General features: G+C 31.8%; 20 protein-coding genes. 17 read left to right on the top strand and 3 right to left on the bottom strand.

From position 1 onward, the window contains the following. The first annotated feature begins 14 nt into the window (after positions 1 to 14). The 17 genes from IEW41_RS06590 (at position 15) to IEW41_RS06510 (ending at position 13960) form a co-directional block, all read left to right on the top strand. The gene (locus tag IEW41_RS06590) at positions 15 to 434 is read left to right on the top strand and encodes a bactofilin family protein (protein WP_188605501.1); all 420 of its coding nucleotides are present in this window, start codon (positions 15 to 17) and stop codon (positions 432 to 434) included. Continuing rightward, positions 391 to 633, top strand: a complete 243-nt coding sequence (locus tag IEW41_RS06585) for an AtpZ/AtpI family protein (protein WP_262891374.1) — start codon at positions 391 to 393, stop codon at positions 631 to 633. Before IEW41_RS06590 ends, IEW41_RS06585 begins: the two co-directional genes overlap by 44 nt. Before the next feature lies 1 nt (position 634). After that, positions 635 to 1036 carry a hypothetical protein gene (locus tag IEW41_RS06580; protein ID WP_188605499.1) on the top strand — a complete coding sequence of 134 codons (402 nt, stop codon included), beginning with the start codon at positions 635 to 637 and terminating at the stop codon, positions 1034 to 1036. A 124-nt stretch (positions 1037 to 1160) separates the two neighbouring features. Continuing rightward, the gene (gene atpB / locus IEW41_RS06575) at positions 1161 to 2246 is read left to right on the top strand and encodes a F0F1 ATP synthase subunit A (protein WP_188605498.1); all 1086 of its coding nucleotides are present in this window, start codon (positions 1161 to 1163) and stop codon (positions 2244 to 2246) included. A 20-nt stretch (positions 2247 to 2266) separates the two neighbouring features. Beyond that, on the top strand, positions 2267 to 2473 hold the full coding sequence (gene atpE / locus IEW41_RS06570; RefSeq protein ID WP_007647348.1) for an ATP synthase F0 subunit C: 207 nt from the start codon (positions 2267 to 2269) through the stop codon (positions 2471 to 2473). Between the two features lie 81 nt (positions 2474 to 2554). Continuing rightward, positions 2555 to 3049, top strand: coding sequence for a F0F1 ATP synthase subunit B (locus IEW41_RS06565; RefSeq protein WP_188605497.1), 495 nt, complete (start codon positions 2555 to 2557; stop codon positions 3047 to 3049). Between the two features lie 9 nt (positions 3050 to 3058). After that, positions 3059 to 3595: an ATP synthase F1 subunit delta gene (atpH, locus tag IEW41_RS06560; RefSeq protein ID WP_188605496.1), complete on the top strand. Its 537-nt coding sequence runs from the start codon at positions 3059 to 3061 to the stop codon at positions 3593 to 3595. Positions 3596 to 3637: 42 nt separating this feature from the next. Further along, a complete protein-coding gene (gene atpA / locus IEW41_RS06555) occupies positions 3638 to 5218 on the top strand; it encodes a F0F1 ATP synthase subunit alpha (protein ID WP_188605495.1) in 1581 nt (526 codons plus the stop codon). A gap of 55 nt (positions 5219 to 5273) precedes the next feature. After that, on the top strand, positions 5274 to 6134 hold the full coding sequence (gene atpG, locus IEW41_RS06550; RefSeq protein ID WP_188605494.1) for an ATP synthase F1 subunit gamma: 861 nt from the start codon (positions 5274 to 5276) through the stop codon (positions 6132 to 6134). 131 nt (positions 6135 to 6265) lie between these two features. Further along, positions 6266 to 6751: a hypothetical protein gene (locus IEW41_RS06545; protein WP_188605493.1), complete on the top strand. Its 486-nt coding sequence runs from the start codon at positions 6266 to 6268 to the stop codon at positions 6749 to 6751. Between the two features lie 98 nt (positions 6752 to 6849). Then, a complete protein-coding gene (locus IEW41_RS06540; RefSeq protein ID WP_188605492.1) occupies positions 6850 to 7359 on the top strand; it encodes a hypothetical protein in 510 nt (169 codons plus the stop codon). A gap of 58 nt (positions 7360 to 7417) precedes the next feature. Next, a complete protein-coding gene (locus tag IEW41_RS06535) occupies positions 7418 to 8845 on the top strand; it encodes an oligosaccharide flippase family protein (protein WP_188605491.1) in 1428 nt (475 codons plus the stop codon). Between the two features lies 1 nt (position 8846). Next, positions 8847 to 9281, top strand: coding sequence for a dUTP diphosphatase (gene dut / locus IEW41_RS06530; RefSeq protein ID WP_188605490.1), 435 nt, complete (start codon positions 8847 to 8849; stop codon positions 9279 to 9281). A 49-nt stretch (positions 9282 to 9330) separates the two neighbouring features. Further along, positions 9331 to 10350 (top strand): sugar phosphate nucleotidyltransferase, encoded by a 1020-nt coding sequence (locus tag IEW41_RS06525; protein ID WP_188605489.1) that lies wholly within the window; start codon positions 9331 to 9333, stop codon positions 10348 to 10350. 69 nt (positions 10351 to 10419) lie between these two features. Then, positions 10420 to 11784 carry a tetratricopeptide repeat protein gene (locus IEW41_RS06520; protein ID WP_188605488.1) on the top strand — a complete coding sequence of 455 codons (1365 nt, stop codon included), beginning with the start codon at positions 10420 to 10422 and terminating at the stop codon, positions 11782 to 11784. A 41-nt stretch (positions 11785 to 11825) separates the two neighbouring features. Next, positions 11826 to 12599 (top strand): lipoprotein insertase outer membrane protein LolB1, encoded by a 774-nt coding sequence (lolB1, locus tag IEW41_RS06515; RefSeq protein ID WP_188605487.1) that lies wholly within the window; start codon positions 11826 to 11828, stop codon positions 12597 to 12599. Between the two features lie 86 nt (positions 12600 to 12685). After that, positions 12686 to 13960, top strand: a complete 1275-nt coding sequence (locus tag IEW41_RS06510; RefSeq protein ID WP_188605486.1) for a murein hydrolase activator EnvC family protein — start codon at positions 12686 to 12688, stop codon at positions 13958 to 13960. Here IEW41_RS06510 and IEW41_RS06505 read toward each other — a convergent pair whose 3' ends face one another. From IEW41_RS06505 to IEW41_RS06495, 3 genes are all read right to left on the bottom strand, one after another. Continuing rightward, positions 13961 to 14173 (bottom strand): DUF6515 family protein, encoded by a 213-nt coding sequence (locus IEW41_RS06505; RefSeq protein WP_188605485.1) that lies wholly within the window; start codon positions 14171 to 14173, stop codon positions 13961 to 13963. It abuts the gene before it with no gap. 49 nt (positions 14174 to 14222) lie between these two features. Further along, a complete protein-coding gene (locus tag IEW41_RS06500; RefSeq protein WP_188605484.1) occupies positions 14223 to 14732 on the bottom strand; it encodes an acyl-CoA thioesterase in 510 nt (169 codons plus the stop codon). 62 nt (positions 14733 to 14794) lie between these two features. Further along, entirely contained in the window at positions 14795 to 15733 is a 939-nt protein-coding gene (locus IEW41_RS06495; RefSeq protein WP_188605483.1) for an HU domain-containing protein, read from the bottom strand. Positions 15734 to 15834 lie beyond the last annotated feature (101 nt).

The raw sequence follows: 15834 nt of genomic DNA, 5'->3' as shown, positions 1-15834 counted from the left end.
ACTTAATAATCCCTATGTTTTCAGGTACTAAAAAAGGAAAAATGGCAACAGAAACTTTAACTCAACAAAACACAATAGCGCATGGCACAAATATTACAGGTGATATTGTTAGTGATGGCGACTTTAGAATAGAAGGAACTGTACAAGGCAACGTAAAAACACCAGGTAAAGTTGTTTTAGGAAAAACAGGCTATATAAAAGGTACATTAACAAGTGCTAATGCCGATATTGAAGGTAAATTTTCTGGAAAATTAAGCCTTTCAGATACATTAACTTTAAAATCGTCAGCTTATGTTGAAGGCGAAGTTGAAGTTGGAAAATTAGCAGTTGAGCCTGGCGCAACATTTAATGCCACATGTGTAATGAAAGGGTCTATAAAAGAGCTTAATAATGGCGGAGGACAAAGACCACAAAAAGAAGAGCAATCAGCTTAATTCTTACGCAAAATATTCAGGCATAGCTATACAAATGATTATAATTATTGGTATTGGTGCTTTTGCAGGTGTAAAACTAGACGAAAAGTTTCCAAACAACCATAATCTATTTACTTTAGTATTATCTTTGACCTCTGTAATAGTGTCTATGCTATTTGTTATTAGGCAGATTATTGCAGCTTCAAAAGACGATAAATAATATGAATCAAGCATTTAAATCAAGACAACTATCATTTTTAGTTCAGAATATAATTTTCACTTTAGTTGTATTCGCAATACACGCGTATTTAGTGTCTTATTTCGCTGATTCTAGTGCTTTTTTCTTTCCTTTATGGCAAATTTATACATTTCATTTTGTGATTACTACACTATTATACACTGTTATTAATTACAAATACTCTAATGGAAAAAAAGATATTTTCAATACGTTTATGGTAAGCACTTTTTTAAAAATGGCATTAGCTATTTTGTTTTTACTACCATTATTAATGTCTGATTTAGAAAAAAAACAAGCAGACGTGTTTAATTTTTTTATTCCTTACTTCTTGTACTTGTTTTTTGAAGTCTATTCCCTTACTCTTTTTCTTCAGAAAAACGCTTAATAAAACACATCTATACCCTTAAAAAATAAGGCTTTTAATAATCATTAAAAAAGTGTTTGACAATTAATATAATGTACGTACATTTGCACGGAATTTAGAGCAAGGAATTTTTAAGCAATTCATAATGACATTAAACACTTTAAGAACCGTATTATTTTTAGTTTTTTCTACAGTAATCACAACAGTTGGGTTTGCTTCAGAAGATAATAAAGACCAAGAAAAGGAAGGGTTCAATGCTAAAGAAATGATTATGCATCACGTTAAGGATGCTCATGAATTTCATGTTTTTGATTGGAATGAAAAACCAGTAACTATTGCTTTACCTATTATTCTTTATACTGATAATGGGTTGACAGTGTTTATGTCTAGCGAATTTCATCATGATGATTCGGGTCACCATATAGTTAAAAAAGATGGTCAAAAATTCGTGAAGTTTCACGAAAAAATATATCAATTAAATGCAGATGCTAATGAAGTTGCTTTTGATGATGAGCATCACCCAACAAATGCATCAATGCCTTTAGATTTCTCAATAACAAGAAACGTCTTTATGATGTGGGTGTCTGTTTTAGTATTACTATCAATTTTTATTTTATCAGCTAGACGCTACAAAAAAACTGAAGATAATGTACCAACAGGAATCGCAGGTTTCATAGAGCCACTTATTGTTTTTGTAAGAGATGATATTGCTAAACCAATGATTGGTGATCATAAGTACAAAAAGTATATGCCATTTTTGTTGACAATCTTTTTCTTTATCTGGGTTAATAATATTTTTGGGTTAATACCTATTTTAAATGGTGCAAACGTTAGTGGTAATATTGCATTTACTCTTACGTTGGCAGTATTTACTTTTATAGTTGTCAATGTTAGCGGAAATAAAAATTACTGGAAACACATTTTCTGGATGCCAGGAGTTCCAATACCAATGAAAATATTTTTAATGCCTATAGAAATTGTAGGAATGTTTGTTAAACCTATCTCTTTAATGATTCGTTTATTTGCCAACATTACTGCTGGACATATAATTATATTAGCGTTAATGTCTTTAATATTTATTTTTGAGACTATTGCAGTAGCGCCAGTATCTGTAGCATTTTCATTATTTATCGGATTAATAGAAATTGTGGTTACCGCAATTCAAGCCTATATATTTACCGTGTTGTCTGCCTTGTATATTGGTATGGCGACCGAAGAAGCACATCATTAATTAATTTAAATTTTATAACTATGACTATTACAGGAATCGCAGCAATCGGAGCTGGTTTAGCAGCAATCGGAGCAGGAATGGGAATTGGAAGAATTGGTGGATCAGCTATGGATGCCATGGCACGTCAACCAGAAATCCAAGGAAAAATCCAAACTTCAGCGCTTATTTTAGCAGCTTTCGTAGAAGCGGTAGCACTATTTGGTGTTGTTGCTGCATTAATCGTTTAATTATGATTATTAAATACAGAGGTAACGGTTGGTTGCCTCTGTATTTTAAACTAAAATTTAAATTATAAATAAATAAAGAAAATGGAGTTAATTACACCAGGTTTTGGACTTGTATTCTGGACAGCAATTACATTTTTGTTTTTGCTTTTGATTTTAAGAAAATTCGCTTGGAAACCAATTTTAGGAGCCGTTGAAGACAGAGAAGAAGGGATTAAAAGCGCTTTAGCTTCTGCTGAAAATGCTCGTAAAGAAATGGAAAATCTTAAAGCTGATAATGAGCGTATTCTTAATGAAGCACGTGCTGAGCGTGAAGCTATGTTAAAAGAGGCGCGCGAAATTAAAGCTAAGATGATTGCTGATGCAAAAGGGGAAGCACAAACTCAAGCGGCAAAAATGATTGAGCAAGCACAAACAGCAATAGAAAGTGAGAAAAAGGCAGCTATGGCTGAACTTAGAAACCAAGTTGCTAGCTTATCAGTTGATATTGCAGAAAAAGTAGTGCGTGAAGAATTATCTAACAAAGACAAACAATTGAAATTAGTTGAGTCTATGTTAAGTGAAGCAACACTAAACTAAATTTAAGAAATGGCACAAACAAGAGCAGCAATACGATACGCAAAAGCAATTTTTGATCTAGCAAAAGATCAAAAATCAGCAGAAATTGTTAATACAGACATGAAAGCTATTGCTAATGCTGTTTCGACGAGCAAAGACTTAAGCGATATGCTACAAAGCCCTATTGTTCGTACTGCAACAAAAAAATCTGCTTTACTAGCAGTATTTAAAGATTTAAACAAGTTAAGCGTTAACCTAATAGATACACTTATTGAAAATAAGCGTATTAATATTTTAGGTGATGTCGCTCAAAAATATAATCAGTTATTTGATCAGTCTCAAGGAACTCAAGTTGCAAAAGTAACAACAGCAGTAGCTTTAACAGACGATTTAAAAACTAAAGTATTAGCTAAAGTTAAAGAACTAACAGGTAAAGACGCTGAGATTGAAAGCATCATTGATGAATCAATTCTTGGAGGCTTTATTTTACGTGTTGGAGACATTCAATACAATGCTAGTATTGCTAATAAATTGAGTAAACTAAAAAGAGAATTTACATTAAACTAAAATGATTCAGATTTTTCAATTCTGAATTTAAAATTAATAAAAATGGCAGAAGTAAAACCAGCTGAAATTTCAGCAATCTTAAAGCAACAACTTTCAGGTTTTGAAGCAAGTGCTTCATTAGACGAAGTAGGAACAGTACTAACTGTTGGAGATGGTATTGCACGTGTTTATGGATTATCAAACGTTCAATATGGAGAATTAGTTGAATTTGCTGATGGTCTTGAAGGCATCGTATTGAATCTTGAAGAAGATAACGTAGGTGTTGTATTATTAGGACCTTCAAAGACAATTAGCGAAGGATCAACAGTAAAACGTACTAATCGTATCGCTTCTTTAAAAGTTGGAGAAGAGATTGTTGGGCGTGTTGTTGATACACTTGGTAACCCAATAGATGGTAAAGGACCAATTGGAGGTAAACTTTATGAAATGCCTTTAGAGCGTAAAGCGCCTGGAGTTATTTTTCGTCAGCCAGTTACTGAGCCATTACAAACAGGTATTAAGTCAATCGATGCGATGATTCCTGTAGGTCGTGGTCAACGTGAGTTGGTTATTGGTGACCGTCAAACTGGTAAAACAGCGGTTTGTATTGATACCATTTTAAATCAAAAAGAATTTTATGATGCAGGTGAGCCTGTATATTGTATATATGTTGCAGTAGGTCAGAAAGCATCTACAGTAGCTTTAATTGCAAAAACATTAGAAGAAAAAGGAGCTTTGGCTTATACTACAATAGTAGCAGCAAACGCATCAGATCCTGCACCTATGCAAGTATATGCGCCTTTCGCTGGTGCTGCAATTGGTGAGTATTTTAGAGATACTGGTCGTCCTGCATTAATTGTTTATGATGATTTATCTAAGCAAGCTGTAGCTTACCGTGAGGTATCTTTATTATTACGTCGCCCACCAGGACGTGAGGCATATCCTGGAGACGTTTTCTACTTACACTCTCGTTTATTAGAGCGTTCTGCAAAAGTTATTGCAAATGATGAGATTGCTAAAAACATGAACGATTTACCAGATTCATTAAAATCTATCGTTAAAGGTGGTGGTTCGTTAACTGCATTACCAATTATCGAAACTCAAGCAGGTGACGTATCAGCATATATTCCAACCAACGTAATTTCTATTACAGACGGTCAAATTTTCTTAGATGGTGATTTATTTAACTCTGGTGTTCGTCCAGCAATTAACGTAGGTATTTCAGTATCTCGTGTAGGAGGAAATGCTCAGATTAAATCAATGAAAAAAGTAGCAGGTACTTTAAAATTAGACCAAGCACAATATCGTGAATTAGAAGCATTCGCTAAGTTTGGTTCTGATCTTGATGCGGTTACTTTAAATGTAATTGAAAAAGGAAAACGTAACGTGGAGATTTTAAAACAAGCACAAAATGATCCATTTACAGTTGAAGATCAAATTGCAATTATTTATGCAGGATCTAAAAACTTATTAAGAGATGTGCCTGTTGAAAAGGTTAAAGAATTTGAAAGAGATTACATTGAGTTCTTAAAAGCTAAGCATGCAGATGTACTTAGCACTTTAAAAGCAGGAAAACTTACTGATGAGGTTACAGATACATTAACTACTGTAGCTAAAGAATTATCAGCTAAGTACAGAAAGTAAGACCTAATCAATAAACCAATACTTCTTTTCTTAAGAAAAGATTTAGGATAGTAAAATGGCAAACTTAAAAGAAATACGTAACAGAATATCATCGGTGTCATCTACGATGCAGATTACTAGTGCCATGAAAATGGTATCTGCTGCAAAGTTAAAAAAGGCACAAGATGCTATTACAGCAATGCGTCCTTATTCTGATAAACTAACTGAGCTTTTACAGAGTTTAAGTGCAACGTTAGATGCAGATTCAGGAAGTAAATTTGCTAATCAAAGAGAAGTTAAAAAAGTTTTGATAGTTCCTATCACTTCTAACAGAGGTTTAGCTGGAGCGTTCAACTCTAACATTATTAAGCAAGTAAATACTTTAGTGGCTACTACCTATGCAAATCAGGAAGTATCATTTTTAGTGTTAGGTAAAAAAGCTAATGACGCTTTTAAAAAATCTAACAAAGTAATTGCAAATAAAAGTGCTATATATGATGATTTAACTTTTGATAATGTTGCAGAAATTGCTGAGTTATTAATGGATAAATTTATATCTGGTGAGTTTGATAAAGTTGAACTTGTTTACAATAAATTTAAAAATGCTGCAACTCAAGAAGTAATGACTGAGCAGTTTTTACCAATTGTTCCTGTGGCAAATGACGCGAATGTTAATTTAGATTATATTTTTGAACCTTCTAAAGTTGAAATAGTTGAACAATTAATTCCTAAGTCTTTAAAAACGCAATTGTTTAAGGCTATAAGAGATTCTTTTGCTAGTGAGCATGGTGCACGTATGACAGCGATGCATAAGGCAACTGATAATGCGACTGAATTAAGAGATCAATTAAAATTAACTTACAATAAGGCGCGTCAAGCTTCTATTACTAATGAAATCTTAGAGATTGTTGGTGGTGCTGAAGCATTGAATAACTAATAAATTTTTTAATTTCGCTGTACTGCGAGATGTAATATAAATTAAGCCTCACTTTTTAAAAAGTGAGGCTTTTTTGTTTGTAATAAATTAATTTTCATATATTTAGAGTCCAAATCTTAACCAATTACCAAATGAAAACAATAAAAAAAGTAACCTACTTACTCTTTTTTACTATTGCTGTTATGAGCACATATCAGTGTTCTAGCACAAAGTATAAATTACAAGAAAAAACAACTTTGCAATTAGATCGTGTTTACTTTCAAGAATGGTATGCAGGAATTAAAGTTGGTGGTACAGGAATTAATATTTACTTCCCTAATCTTAACAGTAACAACAAAGTAGTTGTAGATAGTGTGTTTTTTAGAAACCTAAAAGGCAAGCTTACTAAAGAAAGATCAATGTATTCTGCAATTTTAAAAAACAGATCTCCATACGATTCTACACCAATAACCAAAGCGGTTAAATATCCATTTAAATTATCTGGTAATGAATGTGTGATTAGCTATATTGAAGATGGTGAAACTAAATATTTTAAAATTGTAAATGTTACAGAACGAGAAGGTATTTACTATGAAAATGGTCCTCCATCTAGAGTAGTAACTGTAGACATAGAATAAAAGCACTAAAGTTTTATTAGGGCCTTACTTTTAGTAAGGCTTTTTTTATGGAACACTATTTGATTTATTATCTTTATAGAACAATAAATTGCCATATAATGAAAGCTTTTACAACATTAGTCTTTAGTATAATTATCTTAATTAGTTTTACGAATTGCTCATCAGCCCAGAAGTTACAAAAAGCAGCACCAATAGTGTTTGATGAAGTATATTGTCAAAGTTGGGTTGCGGGAGTACAAGGAGGAGGATCTGGAATAAATTTATTTATTTCAACACCATCAGAGCTACCTAATACTATTCAGTTAGACTCAGTGTATTTTCGTGACAAAGTGGCTAAAATGCAGCGTAAAGGAGGTGAAAAAATTATATATGTAGCATATTTTAGAACTGAATTTAACCAGAAAACAGACATAATAATGAGTGGTAATGCTCAAGAAGAGTATGGTAACGCACTTCCAAAAAAAACCACGAAAATTCCTTTTAAACTTAAAGAGAATGAATGCGTTATCAGTTATAAAAACGGAAACAAAACACAGTACTATAAAATTGAAAATATAGTTGAAATTCAACCAGAACACTACCCAAGTGCTCGCCCAGACAAACAATAAATTATGCATTGCATATAGGTTTATAAAACTGTATATTTAGCATAACAAAAAACAACTCTTGGGTACAATAAAAACCTTCTTTAAGGATACAATTATTTATGGTTTGGCAACTGTATTGCCACGACTAATGAATTTTATTTTAGTACCACTTCACACAGACACATTAGAAACGGCAAGTTATTCAGATAACACCACATTTTATGTGTATGCAGCATTTTTTAATGTGCTTTTAACCTACGGAATGGAAACGGCTTTTTTTAGGTTTTTTAGTAAAAGCGAAGAGAAGGGCAAGGTGTTTTCTACTACGCTAATAAGTTTAACAGTTACAACTATTGTGTTTTTACTAATAGTGGTTTTATTTAATGAACAATTAGCGGCTTTAGTAAATTTAAATCAAACATATTTTAATTTATTAATAGGAGTTTTAGTTTTAGATGCTCTTGTGGTAGCTCCTTTTGCATATTTAAGAGCTACTGGAAGACCAATAAAGTTTACAGCAATTAAATTATCTAATATTTTAGTATACGTTGCTCTAAACTTCTTTTTTCTTTGGGCAATCCCAAGGTTTGCTTTAAACTTTCCCAATTATGATAGTAACGACTTAGTCAAGTATATATTTGTGTCTAATCTTGTAGCGAGCATTATTACACTTTTGCTATTATCTCCATATTTTTTCAAAACAAAACTGCAGTTTAGCATAACTATTTTTAAACAACTATTAAATTATGGTTGGCCTATAATGGTGGCTGGTTTAGCGTATGTTATAAATGAAAATTTTGACAAGTGGTTATTACCTGAGATGCTTGGAAAAGATATTAATGGCGCTTATAGTGGTTGTTATAAGATAGCAGTGTTTATGACTATTTTTATTCAAGCATTTAGGTTAGGAGCAGAACCTTTCTTTTTCAATCATGCCAAAGAGCTAAATGCAAAAGAAACGTATGCCAGAATTATGAAATACTTTGTAATTCTTGGAAGCTTAATGTTTGTTTTTACTGTTGTATACTTAAACCTTTTTAAAGAATTAATAGTTAGAGACGAATCGTACTGGATTGCTATAGACATTGTACCTATTGTATTACTTGCAAATTTATGCTTAGGAATTTATTTCAATTTGGCAATCTGGTATAAACTTACCGATAAGACACGATATGGAATGTATATTTCAATAGTTGGAGCAATAGTAACTATTATTTTTAACTATGTTATGATTCCAAAAATAGGGTTTATGGCTTCAGCTTGGGCAACACTTTTAGCTTATGGAAGCATGATGCTAATCTCTTATCAAATGGGCAAAAAGTATTATCCTGTACCTTATGACATATTTAGAATTTCAGGCTATTTAGTTTTCTCAACAATTATTTCGGCTGTATCGTATTACTTTTTTAATGAAGATTACTTCATAAGTACAGTTTTAGTTTTAGTATTTTTGACTATTATTTTCTTATTAGAAAGAAATGAAATAAAACAGTTATTAAAAAAATAGAATGAATATTAAAATTATCAATAAGTCAAACCATGCATTGCCAAACTATGAAACCATAGCTTCAGCAGGAATGGATTTACGCGCAAGTTTATCAGAATCAAGAATTTTAAAACCTCTTGAAAGAAGTATTGTTGGAACAGGTTTATTTATTGAGCTTCCAATAGGATATGAAGCCCAAGTAAGACCGCGAAGTGGCTTAGCGGCAAAAAAGGGAATAACAGTTTTAAACGCTCCAGGAACTATTGATGCTGATTATAGAGGTGAAATAGGTGTTATTTTAGTTAATCTGTCTAATGAAGACTTTGTAGTTAATAATGGTGAGCGTATTGCGCAGCTTGTTATTGCAAAACATGAACGTGCAGAATGGATTGAAGCAGAACAACTCTCGGAAACCTCTCGTGGAGAAGGTGGTTTTGGAAGTACAGGAACAAAATAAAACTATAAATGGATTTTCTACTTTTGAAGAAACCAAAATATAAATTTCAATGAAAATAATAGTACCAATGGCAGGACGAGGTTCTCGTCTTCGTCCACATACATTAACAACACCAAAACCATTAATTCCTGTTGCAGGCGAGCCTATTGTACATAGACTTGTAAAAGACATTGTAAAGGTTCTTAATCAACCAATTGAAGAAATAGCCTTTATTCTTGGCGATCCAGCATTTTTTGGTGATGATGTAGTTAATAGCTTAACAAAATTAGCAGAAAACCTTGGTGCAAAAGCATCTATATATCGTCAAGACCAACCTCTAGGTACAGGTCATGCCATTATGTGTGCAAAAGAATCTTTATCTGGACCAGCAGTAATAGCATATGCAGACACATTAATTAGAGCAAACTTTAATCTAGATCCAGAAGCTGATGCAGTTATTTGGGTAAAACAAGTTGACCAACCTGAAGCTTATGGAGTGGTTAAGTTAAATGAGAAAAATGAAATTATTGAACTGGTTGAAAAACCTAAAGATTTTGTTAGCGATTTAGCAGTTATTGGCATATACTACTTTAAAGATGTAAACGTTCTTAAAAATGAGCTGCAGCACGTTTTAGATAATAATATAGTTAATGGTGGAGAATATCAAATTAATGATGGTATTAAAGGCATGATGGCAAAAGGAAAAATATTTAAAACAGGTGAAGTTAGTGAGTGGATGGATTGTGGAAACAAAGCAGTAACTGTCGAAACTAACACACGTATGCTAGGGTTTTTAAAAGCTGATGGAGAAGAACAAATGATAGCATCAACAGTAAAATTAAACAACTCAAAAATTATTGAACCTTGCTTTATTGGTGAAAACGTGGTGTTAAACAATTCTACAGTTGGCCCAAATGTATCTATTGGTAATGACTGTACTTTAAGTAATGTAATCGTTAAAAATAGCCTAATACAAAGCCAAAACACAATTAAAAATACTAATTTAGACCAAGCAATGATTGGTAATCATGTACAATACGATGGTAATTTTAAAACTGTAAGTATTGGCGATTATTCAGTATTGGAATAGTTTTTGTCCATTCCCTTAAAAAATGGAATATTTTAAACTTAATTACAGTTGTTTTTATAATTAATCACATTGAAAAGAAAGCTTAACATTGTAATTCTTCTTTTAGGAATACTAATCATTCCTCAGGTGAATTATGCTCAGGTCGATTTTAATAAACGTCCAAACGACGACCTTGGCGATGTTGAAGACATGTTTCAAGAGAATTTTTTTGAAGCTCTAAAACAATCAGGAATTGAAAATCATCAAAGGGCTATCGATGCGCTTTTAAAATGCGAAAAACTCGACAACTCTAAAACAGTTGTGTATTATGAGTTGGGTAAAAATTATATAGCACTCAAAAATTTTGGAGCTGCTGAAGATGCTCTAAAAAAAGCAACTTCTAAAGAGCCTGAAAATGAATGGTATTTAGATCAGTTGTATGAAGTATATAATCTTCAAAATGATACAGATAAAGCAATAAAAACAGTTAAGCAACTTGTTAAATATCACCCAGATTACAGACAAGATTTAGCTTCATTATACATCAAAGCAAAAAAATATAAAGACGCACTCAAAATTTTAGATGATCTAGATGCAGAGTTTGGTGTAAACCAAGATAGAGATTACTTAAGAAATGAGATTTATAACCTTACTGGGAATGATGATGATAGAATAGAAAATCTTGAAGAGCGCGTAAAAGCAAATCCAGGTAATGAAACTAATTATTTAAATCTCATTTACAGATATAGCGAAACAGGAGATACAAAAAAAGCTTTTGAAACAGCAAAAGAGTTATTAAAAATTCATCCAGAATCTAGATTGGTGCATTTAGCGTTGTATAAGTTTTACCTAGATGCTAATGAGCCAAAAAACGCTATACTATCTATGAAAACTGTGCTTCAAAGCCCAGAAATAAACCCAGATGCTAAAGCAAAGGTGTTTAACGACTTTGTTAATTTTGTATCTAAAAATCCTGAATACGAAAAAGATTTAATAGAAATCACAGCGCTTATTGACACAGATAAAAGCACCAAAACACTTACAGAGTTAGGACAGTATTATTTAAAGCTTAACGATAAGCCAAAAGCACTTCAATATTTTGAAGAAGCATTAAAACAAGACACTAAAAACTTTGCTATTATTAAAGATGTTTTATTGCTTCAACTTGATTTAAATATGGATGATAAGGTGGTTGCAAAAAGCAAAGAAACCATTGAGTTGTTTCCTGCGCAACCAATATTATATCTCATTAATGGCGTAGCAAATAACAAGTTAAAACAACCTAAAAAAGCAATAGAAAGTTTGGAAACAGGTTTAGATTATGTTATTGATGATGCTAAAATGGAAGCAGATTTTTACACACAATTAAGCCTTGCTCATAAACTCAACAATAATATTACCAAATCAGAAGCGTTTACTAAAAAGGCCGAAGCATTAATAAAACAACAACAATAAGTGTCTAAAAAACATTTTAATTATATGAATCTTCTAAGATTATGAAGTTATTAAAAACGCTTTTATTATTATTCATAGTTACTTCTTTAGTTGGCTGCAAATCAGCTAAAAGCTTAACATCTTCTGGGTCAATAAAAGAAGGTATAACTGCAAAGCAATTAATTAATGATAATCATAAACAAACAGCAAAGTTTAGAACTCTACAAGCAAGAGTAAAAATAGATTATACAGAAAACAATAAATCTAATGGTGTTTCTGTAAATCTACGAATGGAGAAAGATAAAATCATCTGGTTAAGCGCTCCATTATCTGTTGCAAAAGTAATGATAACTCCAGACAAAGTAAGTTATTACAATAATTGGGAGAATGTATACTTTGATGGCGATTTTTCGTTATTAAGTGAGTTATTAGGAACCGAATTAGATTTTACAAAAGTTCAGAATTTGTTATTAGGTGAAACACTATTCGACTTAAAAGAACAAAAACATGTAGTGTCTAATAATGAAGCTTCATACATCTTATCACCAGAAGATCAAAATACCCTTTTCGAAATCTTTTATTTATTAAATCCTGGGCATTTTAAACTAGATTCACAACAATTAGCTCAGCCTTTAGAGAAACGATTTTTAGAAATAGACTATAAATCATATCAATTGGTAGATAAACAAATTGTGCCAGAAATAATAAATATAATTGCAGTTGAAGACAACGAAGAAATACTAATCGATTTAGAATTTAAATCAGTAAGTCTTAACGAAAAATTACGTTTCCCATTTTCAATTCCTTCAAACTATAAAGAAATTACTTTTAAATGAAACATCAATATCTAATTTTAAACTCAAAACGATATGATAATAAGGATGTTCCATGTGACCATTTAAAAAACAATAAATATTAACACATGAAATTTACCAAACCAACATATTTTAGTTTAATTACACTCCTTCTTTTGTGTATTTTAAACACTAATGCTCAAAGTAAAAAACAACAAGAGCTAGAGGAAAGACGACAAGAAATACTAAAAGAAATCAATCAATATAACCAGCTAATTTCATCTAATAAGAAAAAGGAGAAATCGATTGTAACTGTTGTTGAAGATTTAAATTACAAAGTTAAAGTGCGTCAAAATTTAATAAAAGTCACTAACGATCAGGCTAATTTATTAAGCAGAGAAATTAACACTAACCAAAAAGAAATTTCTCACCTTAGAGATCAATTAAAAGATCTTAAAGAAGATTATGCAGCAATGGTGGTAAAGTCTTATAAAAGTAAATCTGAGCAAAGCAGAGTTATGTTTTTATTGTCATCAGAAAATTTTAAACAAGCCTATAAGCGTTTACAGTATATCAGACAATACACAAAGTACCAAGAGCAACAAGGCGAAGAAATAAAGAATAAAACTCAAAAATTACAAGAACTTAACACATCATTACTTCAACAAAAGAAAGATAAAGACAGACTTATTCAAGAGAATAGACTTGCAAAAGCCAAACTTGAAGAAGACATGAAAGAACACCAAGCCTTAGTTGCTTCTATTAAAAAAGACTTAAGTAAATACACTTCGCAGATTAAAACAAAACAACAAGAAGTCGATAAAATCGATAGAGAGATTGAGCGTTTAATTAGAGAAGCTATTGCAGAGGCTAACAGAAAAGCTTTGGCGGAAGCCAATAAAAACGGAAACACAAATACAAAAGAAACTAAAGCATCGTCATCTGGTTTTGCATTAACTCCAGAAGCTAAAATTTTGGCTGCTAATTTCGAATCTAATAAAGGTAAATTTTCTTGGCCTGTAGAGAAAGGGATAGTAAAAACTCGATTTGGCACACAACCATCACCAATAGACCCATCTTTAACAATAAAGAGTAATGGTGTTCGTATAGCAACCGAAGAAGGCTCTAAAGTGCGAGTGGTATTTGAAGGAACTGTAAGTGCGGTAATTGCAATTAAAAATAGTAATCCAGCAGTTCTAATTGAGCATGGTAATTATTTTACTGTTTATAAAAACTTATCAAAAGTATATGTAAAAAAAGGCGATAAGGTGAGCACAAAACAAGTGATTGGTGAAGTGTTTACATCGTCTAATGGCGAAACTATTTTAAGTTTTAGTATTTATAAAGTAGACTCAAAAAACTCAGAATACCAAGACCCTTCAGGCTGGATTTATAAAATGTAATTACAGTCTTACGATAACGTATCCTTTTCGAGTTTTTTTGTGGTAATTACCATTCCAAAAATAATAACGTTTACCTTTTAAATAAACTACTTTATGATTTTTAGGGGCAACAGTAATTACTTTAACATTAGGATTTGAAACTACTACTCTACTTCTACAAGAAGTAATGTTCATAGTAAATAGTATTCCAAGTAATATTATTAGTACTCTCATAGCTTTGGGATTTACTATAAGACTAAAAAAAAGTTTAAAAGTTTAATTATTAAGAAAACAACGCTTTTAATTCAGTAGCTTCGTTAGGTTTCATTTTACCTGCTAAAACTAAACTTAATTGTTTACGACGTAAAGCAGCAGCATATCGTTGTTGTTCTAATTCGGTTTCTGGATTAATTTCTGGAACAGTTGTTGGGCGACCTGTTTCATCTACAGCAACAAAGGTATAAATGGCCTCATTAGCCTTATCTCTTAAGCCAGATTCTCTATCTTCTATCCAAACATCAATAAACACTTCCATAGAGGTCTTAAAAGCTCTAGAAACTTTAGCCTCAACAGTTACAACACTTCCTAATGGGACAGAACGATTAAAGGCAACATGGTTTACAGAAGCTGTTACCACTATACGACGCGAATGGCGACGTGCTGCAATACTAGCACATCTGTCCATACGAGCTAATAACTCACCACCAAATAAGTTGTTTAACGGGTTAGTTTCGCTTGGTAATACCAAGTCGGTCATTATGGTTTTAGATTGTTCTGGAGTTTTTGCTTGCATCTGTCATTAATTTAATGAAGTGCAAAGGTAAGTTGCTTTTAAAAATTAAAGAAAGAAAACAATTAATTTAATTCTTTAACTAGTAGCCAAGCATCAGGATTATGATTAATACGTATTTGGCGTAATTCTTTTAAAGCTTCTTCAGCAGTATCAAAAGTTGAATAAACAACTTCATGAAGACCATATTTATTCTCACCAATAGTTCTAGCCTTGAAACCTAAATCTTGCAATTGCTTTACTTTTTTATCTGAATTAGCTTCTACTCGATAAGCACCAGCAACAATATGGTAAATACCAACTTGCTTATCTACAGTTAAAGTTGCAGCTGGCAAAGGGTTGCTAATTACAAAAGTAGCTTCTTGCACTTTAGTATCTAATTGCTCGTTTGCTTTTTCTTGTGCTATTTTATTTTGAGATTCAATTTGATTAACATAATAATTAGAAGCTGCAAAACCACCAAGTGTTAAAGCTACTACAGCTATAGCAGCATACTTAAGATAAGGACGAGATTTACGTTTCTCAGGAGTAATTGTTAAAGGAATTACTTTTTCAATAGCCTCTACCTTTTCTTTGTGAGCTTCTCTGCTAACAGAAGGAGAAACAAATTGAGTAAGTCCGAAAGCATCTGTTAAGTAATTGATATGATAAGAAGGCTCAAAAATAATTTTACCTTCATTATTTAGCATCAAATCACCAATATTTTGAAAAGTGATAGTTTCACCTTCAACTAAATATGATTTTATCGACTTAACATGTTTGCTAATTTTCTGAACAGCAACTTCATAAGGAATTTTTTCAACCTCAGCAATATAACTAGATAGTAATCCATCGTTATGCTGTAATTGCTCGTTAAAAGACAATACTTTTTTTGGAGGATAAAAAGAATTTGTAGTTTCGTGTACTTTTGCAGACACACGATTGGTTAAAAAAGCACCAAATTCTGGTATCGCTACACAGTCGTAACGGTATAATAAATCGCTTATGTAAGTTTCTAATTGCATTGAAACAAAGTTAAAAATTTTTGATTTGGAATAAAACTTAAGCACTAGTATTTATTAACATTGCAAAGATTTTATGTTTTACATCTAAAAATCAGTACAAT

The organism is Aquaticitalea lipolytica (genome assembly GCF_014641635.1).
GTDB lineage: Bacteria > Bacteroidota > Bacteroidia > Flavobacteriales > Flavobacteriaceae > Aquaticitalea > Aquaticitalea lipolytica.
The sequence above is the reverse complement of the archived record's forward strand: the minus strand, read 5'-3'. Positions and strand labels throughout refer to the sequence as shown.

Excerpts from the sequence above, each read along its gene's own strand:
- IEW41_RS06545 (WP_188605493.1), top strand. The coding sequence starts at position 6,266 with ATGAAAACAATAAAAAAAGTAACCTACTTACTCTTTTTTACTATTGCT.
- dut (WP_188605490.1), top strand. The coding sequence starts at position 8,847 with ATGAATATTAAAATTATCAATAAGTCAAACCATGCATTGCCAAACTAT.
- IEW41_RS06510 (WP_188605486.1), top strand. The coding sequence starts at position 12,686 with ATGAAATTTACCAAACCAACATATTTTAGTTTAATTACACTCCTTCTT.
- atpH (WP_188605496.1), top strand. The coding sequence starts at position 3,059 with ATGGCACAAACAAGAGCAGCAATACGATACGCAAAAGCAATTTTTGAT.
- IEW41_RS06505 (WP_188605485.1), bottom strand. The coding sequence starts at position 14,173 with ATGAGAGTACTAATAATATTACTTGGAATACTATTTACTATGAACATT.
- IEW41_RS06590 (WP_188605501.1), top strand. The coding sequence starts at position 15 with ATGTTTTCAGGTACTAAAAAAGGAAAAATGGCAACAGAAACTTTAACT.
- IEW41_RS06495 (WP_188605483.1), bottom strand. The coding sequence starts at position 15,733 with ATGCAATTAGAAACTTACATAAGCGATTTATTATACCGTTACGACTGT.
- IEW41_RS06500 (WP_188605484.1), bottom strand. The coding sequence starts at position 14,732 with ATGCAAGCAAAAACTCCAGAACAATCTAAAACCATAATGACCGACTTG.
- atpG (WP_188605494.1), top strand. The coding sequence starts at position 5,274 with ATGGCAAACTTAAAAGAAATACGTAACAGAATATCATCGGTGTCATCT.
- IEW41_RS06540 (WP_188605492.1), top strand. The coding sequence starts at position 6,850 with ATGAAAGCTTTTACAACATTAGTCTTTAGTATAATTATCTTAATTAGT.
- IEW41_RS06525 (WP_188605489.1), top strand. The coding sequence starts at position 9,331 with ATGAAAATAATAGTACCAATGGCAGGACGAGGTTCTCGTCTTCGTCCA.
- atpA (WP_188605495.1), top strand. The coding sequence starts at position 3,638 with ATGGCAGAAGTAAAACCAGCTGAAATTTCAGCAATCTTAAAGCAACAA.
- lolB1 (WP_188605487.1), top strand. The coding sequence starts at position 11,826 with ATGAAGTTATTAAAAACGCTTTTATTATTATTCATAGTTACTTCTTTA.
- atpE (WP_007647348.1), top strand. The coding sequence starts at position 2,267 with ATGACTATTACAGGAATCGCAGCAATCGGAGCTGGTTTAGCAGCAATC.
- atpB (WP_188605498.1), top strand. The coding sequence starts at position 1,161 with ATGACATTAAACACTTTAAGAACCGTATTATTTTTAGTTTTTTCTACA.
- IEW41_RS06580 (WP_188605499.1), top strand. The coding sequence starts at position 635 with ATGAATCAAGCATTTAAATCAAGACAACTATCATTTTTAGTTCAGAAT.
- IEW41_RS06565 (WP_188605497.1), top strand. The coding sequence starts at position 2,555 with ATGGAGTTAATTACACCAGGTTTTGGACTTGTATTCTGGACAGCAATT.
- IEW41_RS06585 (WP_262891374.1), top strand. The coding sequence starts at position 391 with ATGGCGGAGGACAAAGACCACAAAAAGAAGAGCAATCAGCTTAATTCT.